The organism is Microcystis sp. LE19-84.1B (assembly GCF_027531875.1).
GTDB lineage: Bacteria > Cyanobacteriota > Cyanobacteriia > Cyanobacteriales > Microcystaceae > Microcystis > Microcystis panniformis.
The window spans coordinates 19605-30224 of the sequence record NZ_JAPZSR010000394.1 but is presented as its reverse complement, the minus strand read 5'-3'; the positions used below and the strand labels follow the sequence as shown (position 1 = coordinate 30224).

The 10620-nt window shown below is 46.0% G+C and carries 8 protein-coding genes and 1 pseudogene; 2 read left to right on the top strand and 7 right to left on the bottom strand.

All coding sequences use genetic code 11. The features are described from left to right. Positions 1 to 231: 231 nt before the first annotated feature. From O9324_RS22165 to O9324_RS22150, 4 genes are all read right to left on the bottom strand, one after another. Positions 232 to 966: a foldase protein PrsA gene (locus O9324_RS22165; protein ID WP_288141322.1), complete on the bottom strand. Its 735-nt coding sequence runs from the start codon at positions 964 to 966 to the stop codon at positions 232 to 234. Between the two features lie 100 nt (positions 967 to 1066). Further along, complete coding sequence (locus O9324_RS22160; protein ID WP_190381168.1) at positions 1067 to 2521, bottom strand: beta-barrel domain-containing protein; 1455 nt, start codon at positions 2519 to 2521, stop codon at positions 1067 to 1069. Between the two features lie 2 nt (positions 2522 to 2523). Then, positions 2524 to 5142, bottom strand: coding sequence for an ABC transporter transmembrane domain-containing protein (locus O9324_RS22155; protein WP_288141321.1), 2619 nt, complete (start codon positions 5140 to 5142; stop codon positions 2524 to 2526). A gap of 7 nt (positions 5143 to 5149) precedes the next feature. Beyond that, positions 5150 to 5617, bottom strand: coding sequence for a helix-turn-helix domain-containing protein (locus tag O9324_RS22150; RefSeq protein ID WP_288141320.1), 468 nt, complete (start codon positions 5615 to 5617; stop codon positions 5150 to 5152). Between the two features lie 557 nt (positions 5618 to 6174). Here O9324_RS22150 and O9324_RS22145 point away from each other — a divergent pair. Both O9324_RS22145 and O9324_RS22140 read left to right on the top strand, forming a co-directional pair. After that, positions 6175 to 6774 carry a peroxiredoxin gene (locus O9324_RS22145; RefSeq protein WP_002735961.1) on the top strand — a complete coding sequence of 200 codons (600 nt, stop codon included), beginning with the start codon at positions 6175 to 6177 and terminating at the stop codon, positions 6772 to 6774. A gap of 171 nt (positions 6775 to 6945) precedes the next feature. Beyond that, positions 6946 to 8205 (top strand): L-lactate MFS transporter, encoded by a 1260-nt coding sequence (locus tag O9324_RS22140; RefSeq protein ID WP_002804054.1) that lies wholly within the window; start codon positions 6946 to 6948, stop codon positions 8203 to 8205. Between the two features lie 418 nt (positions 8206 to 8623). On the opposite strand, the pseudogene nrtS reads toward O9324_RS22140, so the two are convergent. From nrtS to O9324_RS22125, 3 genes and pseudogenes are all read right to left on the bottom strand, one after another. Then, a pseudogene (nrtS, locus tag O9324_RS22135) lies at positions 8624 to 8854 on the bottom strand (nitrate/nitrite transporter NrtS). Positions 8855 to 8857: 3 nt separating this feature from the next. Next, a complete protein-coding gene (locus O9324_RS22130; protein ID WP_150978352.1) occupies positions 8858 to 9421 on the bottom strand; it encodes a GUN4 domain-containing protein in 564 nt (187 codons plus the stop codon). 54 nt (positions 9422 to 9475) lie between these two features. Continuing rightward, on the bottom strand, positions 9476 to 10606 hold the full coding sequence (locus O9324_RS22125; protein ID WP_288141319.1) for a CO2 hydration protein: 1131 nt from the start codon (positions 10604 to 10606) through the stop codon (positions 9476 to 9478). Between the last annotated feature and the right edge of the window lie 14 nt (positions 10607 to 10620).

Sequence of the window (10620 nt, the reverse complement as noted above, 5' to 3'; positions counted from 1 at the left end):
TCTAGGCATCTAGAGGACAGGACTAAGGTTATTACTAACCCGCACCTGTATGGTTATAAAGTTATCAAGGTACTACATTTACCAAGCGGCTAATCCTCTAAACGTCTTACTGTCTAGTTTCTAGCCAACGAATCGCACCACACCCTACACCCTACACCCTGCCCCTAGGAAAAACTTTTTCAGCAGACCCTAATTAAGGGGCGGGATGGATAGCTTCCACCCCATCCACAATTAATTACTTAACTCGTATTCTATTTCCTGAATCTTCTCCTTTACCCAGGCGTTAAACAAATCAACACCGATTTTCAGAGCCAACTCCTCGGTTAATTTTGGTTTAACGATTTCCTCGACAAAAATCAGGTGAAAACCTCGATCGCCTTGCAGCGGTTTCAACAATCGAGAAGAATCCGATGCGAAAATTGCGGCCGAAAGATTCGGTCGTAAATCCTTACGGTAAACAGTACCGCGATAACCTCCCTTGCGTCGTAATTCCACATCCTCGATATAGCGATGCGCTACTTCCTGAAAGCTGATTTCCTCCTCCTGAATCGATTCATACAACTCCTCTGCCATCGCCTGATCTGCTAACACCACCTCGTAGATCACCGCGCCGGTATAATCTAGCTGGTGTTCGACGAAATAGGATTCAATTTTGTCTGCGAAAAGATGTTCGGCTAATTTACCCGATAGTAAATTGAATTGAACGATCTCCTCGAAATCATCTAGGGATAAGCCCTGTTTTTGCAACCAATTCCATGTATCTTTGGCGTTATGTAATCCTTTGGCGAGACGGAATTGATCGGCCGCCTGTTGTAACTCGTCAGTTGTGTTTTTAATCCCCGCTTCCGTGGCAGTTTCGGTGATGATTTTCCGAGCGATAATTCCCTCGGCCATTTCGGGGACTTTCCCCGATAGCTTAAGCTGTTGGATAAGGTCTTGATTGGTGATTGTGATACTATGGGACATAATGACTCCTTAAACAGTTATGCGAAATTAATTTCCTAATTGAGATAGGCAAGAGGGTTAGGGAGGGGTGTAAGTAATTTGGCTTCGATACCTAAAAAAACTAGAGTTTTAACCCATCTTTTTGCAGATCCTTAAAGGGATCGAGGATGTAATCGATCACCCGACGCTGACGGACGATCGCTTCTGCGGTAGCCGTATCTCCCGGATTGAGGGGAATACATTGATTTCCCTTTTGAATACAGGAGCGATCGAGTTGAATTTCTAGCTCGAAAACGTTAATTTTTCCGTTGGGCGTTTCCTTTTCGATCGCCGTCGGTGATTTCTTGGTAATCTTGCCGCCGATAATGCCGTAATCCTGAAAAGGATAGGCATCGAACTTGACTTTTATCGGCATACCGGCGCGGAGAAATTGACTTTGATCCGTGGGCATTTCTGCCTTGAGAATAAACCGCGATCCCTTCGGTGCTATCTCCGCAACCCGCGTTCCCGACTGCACCACCGCACCCGCGCGTTTAATCGGTAATGAAAAGATCGTGCCGTCGGTATTCGCCTTTAAAACCCTCTGACTTAGTTGGATTTGGAGCGCTTGCCGTTGACTCTCGCTTTGGGCGATTTCCGATGCCAGTGTTGCGATCTCCGTGTCTAGATTGTTAATCTGCTCCTGTATCCTTAAGAGTGCCAACTCGTTGGAATGGCGGAGACTTTGATAACCCCGCTGCCGCTCCTGTAATTGCAGACGCGCTTGGGCGATATCGGCGCTCGTTTGTTGACTCGTCTGACGGTAGGCACTTTTTAATTCCGCTAGTTTATGTTGATTTTCTTTTACCTCCGCTTTTCCCCGCTCGTAGAGTTGTTGGCGCTCCTTGGCATTGTCCTCGCGCTCGATGAATTGCACCTCCGATATCGCGCCATCCTCCCACGCTTTTCGGTAGCGATCGACTTCTTTTAAAGCCGTTTGATAACGACTTTTGAGAATCGGATAATCAGTCTGACTTTGTGCGAGGGCGGTTTTCGCTTGATTTACCCGCGCCTGTTGTTCTTCTAGGGATATTTTCGCTTTCTTGATTAATGCGTCCACATTCTCCCGCGCTTGCTCGATCGAGGCTTCTTTTTCCGCTGCTGCCGCGCGATTTTGTTGGCTTTGGGTGGTTAAAGAAATCTCTAACTGACTTTTGACAAGTTTCTGTTGGGAAAGACGGCTTTTTTGTCCTTCTATTTTCTCCTCAATTTGTTGTATTTCCTTGCCGATTAATGAGGAATCTAGGGTTAAAATCGGTTGTCCTGCTTTCACCTCTTGGCCTTCACGGACATAGATTTTTTCCACTTTTCCCGTCGCGATAGCATCGATTTTGACTGTTTCTCCTTGGGGTTCCAGTTTTCCAGGACCGACACCCGTTTCATCGACTTTTGAGAATATCGCCCAGGGGAGAATGATCGAGACGAAAATAATCAGAAAATAGAGTAAACCACGCGTCCAGGGTAGGGGTAAAGTATCGATCAATTCCTTGGTCTGGAAAGACCAGTTATCGCGCTCTCTGTCTAGATTGGTGGTCATAGTTATTCACTCAATTGATTAGAGTTCAAATTACGGTAAATACCGGGACGGGCCATTAATTCTTCGTGGGTTCCACTATCGACTAATACCCCTCGATCGAGAACGAGAATACAATCTGCGTTCCGCACCGTAGAGAGGCGATGGGCGATAATCACCATCGTGCGATTCTGCCGAATTTTCTGGAGATTTGTTTGAATAATCCGTTCCGATTCGGTATCGAGGTGGGAAGTGGCTTCATCGAGGATTAATAAGCGCGGCTCTCCCATTAGCGATCGAGCGATGGCGATCCGTTGTCTCTGTCCCCCGGAAAGTAGCCCTCCACCCTCGCCGATTTGGGTTTCGTACCCCATCGGCAGTGATTGAATAAAGTCATGAATTCCCGCTAATTTCGCCGCGACCACCACATTTTCTAGGGGGTGATCGGGATGACCTAAACTGATATTTTCCCGAATCGTGGAACCGAAGAGAAAAGTATCCTGATCGACGACTCCCACCTGTTGCCGGAGGGAACTGAGGGCGATCGTACTCAGATCGTAACCGTCGATCGAGATTTTCCCCTCGGTGGGGGGATAGAGGCCGATCAGTAATTTCGAGATCGTGGTTTTTCCCGAACCGCTCCGACCGACGAGGGCAACGGTTTGACCGGGTAAAATCTCAAAACTGAGGTTTTCTAAAATATTGCGATCGCTGTCGGTGTGGTAGCGAAAGCTGACATTTTCAAAGCGAATATGTCCCTGTAATTCCGGGAGAAACTGACGGGAAAGTTCCTCTAAATTCTCCTCCGGCTTTGCGTCTAGTACATCGTTAATCCGCTCGACGGCGATATTGACTTCTTGAAATTGCGTCCAGAGAACGGTTAAGCGTTGAAAAGGCGCGATGATCTGGGCAAAAAGCATATTAAAGGCGATCAATTGTCCGATCGATAATTGATTTTGAATCACTAGATAGGCACCGAAACAGAGTAACCCTGTCGTCGCTAAAGATTCGATCAGATTACTGAATATCTGGAGATTATTGCCGATGATCTGCCCGGAGAAATTTTTCTTGACCTCCACCGAGAAAAGGTCTTCCCAGTGCCAACGGGTCGATCGCTCTGTGGCGGTAGATTTGACGGTACGAATACCGGTTAAAATCTCGATCAGGTAACTGCTTTCTTTAGCGATCGCCTGAAAAATATCCCGGGATATTCGCTGGAGAAAAGGGGTAGAAATTAACGCCAGCAGAAGGAACGGTGGCACAATCGCTAAACTGATGAGGGCTAATTGCCAGCTATAGCGGAACATCACCGCCACGTACACGAAAACCGTTAATAAGTCAAGTAAAATCGAGAGAGCTTCCCCAGAGAGAAAACGCTGAATCTTGCGATTTTCCCCGACGCGGGAAATAATATCGCCCACATAGCGGGACTCGAAATAACCGAGGGGAAGGCTGAGGGTATGGCGGATAAAACCGGTGATTAATGCCGTATCGATGCGATTAGCGGTGTGATCGAGGAGATAGGCGCGTAAACCGGTAATTGCCACCCGAAAAACCCCGAAAATTAGCGCACCGATCCCCATTGCCCAAAGGGTAGTTAAGGACCCCTGCACGATTACCCGATCGAGGATTAACTGGGTGAAAATCGGCGTAATTAAGCCGAATATCTGGATAAAAAGCGAGGCGACGAAAATTTCCAGCAGTACGAACCAATGGGGTTCCAGTAAGCGATAAAACTGCCAGAGAGAGGTTTTATCCTCTTTCGTGTCCCGGAATTTCTGGTTCGGTTGGAGCAGCAGGGTGAATCCCGTCCATTTACTGGTGAATTCGGCACGACTTAGGGTTAATTGCCCGATCGCTGGATCGCCAATAATCACCTGTTTGGGGGTAATTTTCCAGATAACAACGAAGTGTTTGCCTTCCCAGTGAGCGATCGCCGGTAGGGGCTGTTTCCCTAATCCCTCTAGAGTCGCTTTTACCGGACGGGTGGAGAGGCCGATATTTTCCGCCGCGGTGATCAGTCCCTTCAGGGATGCCCCGTCGCGGTTGACGTTGGCCATTTCCCGCAAACGGTTGACGCTGATTCTTTTGCCCCAATAACGGGCGATCATGACTAAACCGGCCGCCCCGCAATCGGAGGCGGACTGTTGCTCGAAGAAGGGATAACGGCGGAGGGATTGACCGATCCAGTGACCTAACCGCTGCGCCGGAGAGGGAAAATAGGCTCGATCGCTTTTTTTGTCCGTTTCTTCTGTCTTCGTCCCAAGAAGTTGCTCAATTTCCCGCGCCCGTTGTAGTAATGTTTTTTTCAGGGCGGGGTGTTTTTTCAGGATCGGCTTCAGGGCGGACTCGGGGATAAGAAGTAGTTCCGCCTTTGCGGAGACTCGAACCGAGTAGGGAAGAAAACCCGATCGGGGAAAGAGGGAGAATTCCCCGAAAAATTCGCCGGTTTTGAGCGCAATCATCTCTTTTTGCTGCGAGTTCGCTATACGAACTTTGCCGCGAACCACTAGGTATAATCCGGGCTGTAGGGGCAGTGTACCTGCTTCGGGAGAGAGGGTGATCGCCGTTTTCTGGAGACTCCGCCACTGGGTTTCGGACAGGAATTCTGGCCAGGGATTGACGAGGCTGTGAGTATCGAGCATAGTTGTTTTAAGCTTTGGCTGAAGGAGAAAGATCGACGATGCGGATCGGCTGTAGCTGTTTGCGGAGGCGATTGATGTGGGTGGGGGTGAGTGCGACCCCGAATTCTTTCTCTAGATGCCGCGCTAACCAAACTCCCGACCATCGCTTAAAGGAATAGCCGAAATCCCGGGGGGATTTACTAATCAGTTCCCTCAGGCGATCGAGGTAAGGTTGATCAACTTTTGAAGGGCGACCGCGGCGGTATTTCTGCCAGCGCTCGATCTTGCCACTCTCGGCGATCAGTATCCATTTACTAGCGGTGGCGGCAGTACAATCGAGAAGCTTACGGATCTCGGCCTGGGATTTGCCCTCGTCAGCGAAAAGAATGATTTGAATCCGTTTGCGATCAACATCAGAGATATTTGATTCTGTTAAGATTTCGAGAAGTTGCTGACGTTGGGGTGGGGATAGATATTTACCAGCGCTTGATGACATAGTCTTTGCAACTATAAGTAAAAGCAGACAGCAGCAGGTCGGAGCGTTGAGGCAAGAAAGTTGTACTAAGTTGTACAATGGGCTGACTTCCCCAGGTGACGATCTCTTTCGCTGTCCTTAAATTCTTATTTTGGCTGCGAAAGTGAACATTATGAAGTTTATTAAATCCGACATTCCGCAAATCTTCATATACTTTTATATATCTTTACATTCCCCAAGATGTTTTGACGAAAAACCTTCATTGTAGAACCTACTATTGAGAACATTTTCAATAATTGATTTTTTCTGAGAAAAAAAAATACAATTCTTAACCTTGATAAAAATCCATGATTGTAGCTATTGAATGTTAAGAAGTGCGAAAAGTGGGTAAATTGTTTTTCTCTCGCCCGATCAAACCTCTCTAACACCTAACCCCCATCACCCCATCACCCTATCTCCCCGCTGGCCACTGATAACTGATTGCTGACTACTCAAAATCGTTATGACTATGATATAGTTGTTAAGGAATGTAAAAATAGTTGCATTTTCCCAGAAACTAGATTAAGGAGATTAAAAGTATGACCGCCGAAGGTTGCTTAAGAGTCGGACAAGCGGCGCCGGATTTCACCGCGACCGCCGTTTTCGATCAAGAGTTCAAAACCATCAAATTGTCGGATTATCGGGGTAAATACGTCGTTTTATTCTTCTATCCCCTCGATTTTACCTTTGTTTGCCCCACGGAAATTACCGCTTTCAGCGATCGAGTTAGCGAATTTGCCAGCATCAACACCGAGATTTTAGGGGTGTCCGTCGATAGCGAATTTGCTCACCTAGCATGGATTCAAACCGAGAGAAAATCCGGCGGTGTCGGTGATGTGGCCTATCCGTTGGTGTCGGATCTAAAAAAAGAAATCAGCACCGCTTACAATGTTCTTGATCCTGATGCGGGAGTGTCCCTGCGCGGTCTGTTTATCATCGATAAAGAAGGTGTTATCCAACACGCTACTATTAATAATCTTTCTTTCGGTCGCAGTGTCGATGAAACCCTCCGCACTCTGAAAGCGATTCAATACGTCCAATCCCACCCGGATGAAGTTTGTCCCGCCGGTTGGCAAGAAGGGGATGCTACCATGGTTCCCGATCCTGTGAAGTCAAAAGTTTACTTCGCGGCAGTTTAGTTAAAAATCCTCAGAAGTCCCTCAGCTATAGATGGGGGGCAGACTTTTAAAGGGGGGCGAAATAATTCGCCCCTCATTTTAATCGGAAAATTTTCCAGAAAATTGGCCCCATTAGCCATGACCTCATCTAGAATACTGGCCAGACAAGTCTAGAAAGAGTCACGGCGATCTATGACTACCAGTAATTATGATTCCGAGTTGACAGTTTTGGGATTACCCGCAGCCAAAGGTAGATGGTTATTAATACCTCTAGGAATGGGTGTTTTACTCTGTTTAGGGACGGTGTACTCTTGGAGTATCTTTAGAAAACCCCTAGAAACAGAGTTAAATCTCAGCGCCACGGAAAGCTTACTACCCTACACTGTGGCCCTAGTATTTTATGCCGCTTCTATGCCGATCGCCGGTTTTTATATCCCCCGGGTAGGTACTCGCAGGATGACCGCTATCGGCGGAATTATCGTCGGTTTAGGCTATATTCTCGCTAGTTTTGCCGCTCATATCCAGACAATTATTCTTACCTACGGAGTTATTGCCGGCACGGGAGTCGGCATCGCTTACGGTGTTCCCATGGCAGTGGTGGCACGCTGGTTTCCCGACAAAAAAGGTTTAGCGGTGGGTTTAACCATCATCGGATTTGGCCTTTCTCCCCTGATTACCGCACCTTTAGCCAATCGATTAATCAATGAATATAGCGTTAGACCAAGTTTAAGATTTTTGGGGATTATCTTTACAATAATTATTGTGATTATTGCGATCACAATGAAGTTACCCCCTCAAGACTGGCAACCCCCCGCAAATTTAGCTAATCGAAAATCCGACTTTCCGGCCAATTATCCAGTGAATATGCTGAAAAGTCGCTCATTTTATGGTTTATGGCTTTGCTATGCCATTGGTGCTTTAATTGGCTTGAGTGCTATCGGTATTTCTAGTCCCGTCGCTGAGGAAATTATTCAGATTGATCCGGGGTTGGCCGCTAGTAGTGTTGCTCTATTTGCCTTGTTTAATGGTATTAGTCGTCCTTTGTTCGGTTGGTTAAGCGATCGCTGGAAACCCCATTATCTAGCGATCGGGGCTTATACACTCATTTTGATTGGTTGTCTGTTGATGGTCAAGGCCGAAAAAGGGGCAGTTACTAGCTATCTAGTGGCTTTTTGTCTATTTTGGTTTTGTTTAGGGGGATGGTTAGCCCTAGCTCCCGCTACCACTCTCAACTTCTTTAATCCTGACCACTACGCCCAAAATTACGGTATTGTTTTTACTGCCTACGGTGTCGGTGCTTTGATCGGAACTTTAGTAACCGGTAGAATTCGCGATTGGTTCGGTACTTACACTTATGCTTTTTATGCCATGGCTGTATTGGCAATACTGGGTATTTTTCTCGCTAGTGCCTTACTGAAAAGAGAGCGATCGCAGCTATCAAATCCTAGCTAAGGGAGTTTTACCGCTGCCATTTTATAGTTTAAAATACTCGAAAACGGAAGAAGAATCAGATGGGTAAATAAGGGACTTGCGCTTTGATAATGTACCTTTTGGGCGAACGCAGTTCGCCCCTACATTGCGGACAAAATCCGTTACTGTAGGGGCGCAAGAAACCGGCACCCAAATGTCTATTTTTAGGCTCAGTGATCGATGAAAATCTCTAATGAGAGACTTGCACTTTGATAATGGGCCATTTAGGGCTGGTCTGATTCTTCTACAGAGCGATTTTCTGGCTGGGATATTATTCCCACGCAAGTCCCTAATATTATTGTAGGGGCGAATTGCATTCGCCCTCTTTTAATAACTTCTACTGCTCACCAATAGGTGAGAGAAAGGCCCAAATATGAGATGCACCCCAGCAATTCTAAATTTAAGGTTTCATGAGATAACTGCTATACTGCCCATGAACATTGACCAGATAGGGAACTAGATAAGTCAGTAATGCCGCCAGTCAGCGATCGATTGTCATGCGCCCAGACATTTTAGCATAACCGTGGTTAATTGTCAAGAAAATTGTCCCCAATACTACAGCCACTTTTATCCCGGTGGGAGCAAATTGGGGGGACAATAAAGCCCGAAAATAGCCGATAACTCCTTTCATTGCCTATAAATCGCACTCTATCAGGCGAGTAAAACAAAAAGTCACCATTTTTAACCCGTAGGGAGACTTCCACCAGAGAGCGGGAAAACAACCTTGAGGAGCTGCTAGACTAAAATCCCAGTGATCATAATCATCGATGCGCCACTCATCTTTGTTGCGCCATCCTACCAATTCCCCAAATTTTCTAATCGTTTCCGCGTCTTGGGTACGCAGGGTGTTAATGTCACCTCCGGCGGCAAAATATAACTTCACCTGATTGCTAAAACCGAAATGATCGCCGCTATAATTTTTCCAAAGGCGATCGAGTACCCGAATCACATTAACGGGAAACCGCATCATATCCTCTGGAGTTAAAGTATCGCGGGTTCTGCCGGCAGCTTCGAGGATAACTCGGAGAGTTTCTGCGTCTGCCTCCTTAAAGTTCCCCTCAGCTAGGAATTGCTGTAATTTACCATAGCGCTCGATGTCCGGTACTAACATCTGCCGCGCTTCGATGAGGGCAACCCGTTCGGTTAAAGATTGCAATTGAGCTAAAATATCCTGAAGTTGGGCGTTAATATCTGACATAAATGTAAAGGGAGTTTGTTGACTGCAAAAATTACCGATTTATCGGCAGAATAATTATTGATTTACCGCTTCTAATCGCGACTTAACAAAGCGATTCATCCATGCTTCTAGATAGATGCGATTGGCTTTTTGTTCTTTTAAATCTGTGGTAGTTAAAGGATAAGGTGCTAATCCTTGAATGGCTGCCGTTGTCACACAAAACATCGACTTTTGAAAAGTTTCGCAGATCTGGACTAATAAATCTTCCTCTTGACGAAAACTCTTTTTATAAATGTCGTGCAGATAATCCGGTAAAAAGTGACGCATATCCTGCATTAATAGTGTGGGAGGAATCCCTGCACCTCCGATGGGTAAAGGATCCGCATACAAAGCACCATAGGCAAACATTCCTTGATCGTAGGGAATTTGATAGGCTTGGGCATTATAGGAAATTGTACCGGGGAAAGGTGTTCCGCGAAAGAAAACCGCCTCAACGTAGGGGATTGCTGTATCGGCAAGAAAGGTTAATCCTGCCGATTTGGGGATCAGATCATAGGTTTGTCCTTTGATTTTTACTTGATAGACAATTGGTTTACTAGCATTATCAACTAAATTTTTCTTAATGTGTGCCACCACTGCGGGAATACTGGTAATTTTTCCGGCATCGTAGAGATCGGATAAACTTAAAAAAGTATCGGCCATAATTCGCCAAAATTGACCTAAACCGCTATAGTAGGCCATCATCCGCATTTGTTCTGGCAAAAATTCAGGAAAGACTTTATTTAAACTTAAAACTAGGGGATTATTCCTAAATTTGGCTTGAATAACTTTGGCTGTCACTTCCCGAAAAGCGGCACCATCTACATAACTATCTAAACCACCCCCACCGTGCCAAAACATGGCTTTCATACAGTATTCAGCATACTCAAAATTAATGCGATCGTGCCACCAGTGTTGTAGTAATTTCTGCCAAGATACTTGACCATTAAAATATTTAAAGAAGGGAAAAAAAACCAAAAACTGATTTTCCGCAATATAAATTAAATTTTTGGAATAAGCATCTAACACCACCCCATAACTTTTCAGGATACCCACTACCTCGAGCAAATTCTGGGGAGTATCTTTTAACAATGCTTCCCCAGCAGTGAGACGCTCAATATAGGATGCTAGGGGATGAGAGGAGGACTTGACAGGGATAGTGACCATGCTAGAAGCTTGAT

Excerpts from the sequence above, each read along its gene's own strand:
- O9324_RS22150 (WP_288141320.1), bottom strand. The coding sequence starts at position 5,617 with ATGTCATCAAGCGCTGGTAAATATCTATCCCCACCCCAACGTCAGCAA.
- O9324_RS22145 (WP_002735961.1), top strand. The coding sequence starts at position 6,175 with ATGACCGCCGAAGGTTGCTTAAGAGTCGGACAAGCGGCGCCGGATTTC.
- O9324_RS22130 (WP_150978352.1), bottom strand. The coding sequence starts at position 9,421 with ATGTCAGATATTAACGCCCAACTTCAGGATATTTTAGCTCAATTGCAA.
- O9324_RS22160 (WP_190381168.1), bottom strand. The coding sequence starts at position 2,521 with ATGACCACCAATCTAGACAGAGAGCGCGATAACTGGTCTTTCCAGACC.
- O9324_RS22165 (WP_288141322.1), bottom strand. The coding sequence starts at position 966 with ATGTCCCATAGTATCACAATCACCAATCAAGACCTTATCCAACAGCTT.
- O9324_RS22125 (WP_288141319.1), bottom strand. The coding sequence starts at position 10,606 with ATGGTCACTATCCCTGTCAAGTCCTCCTCTCATCCCCTAGCATCCTAT.
- O9324_RS22140 (WP_002804054.1), top strand. The coding sequence starts at position 6,946 with ATGACTACCAGTAATTATGATTCCGAGTTGACAGTTTTGGGATTACCC.
- O9324_RS22155 (WP_288141321.1), bottom strand. The coding sequence starts at position 5,142 with ATGCTCGATACTCACAGCCTCGTCAATCCCTGGCCAGAATTCCTGTCC.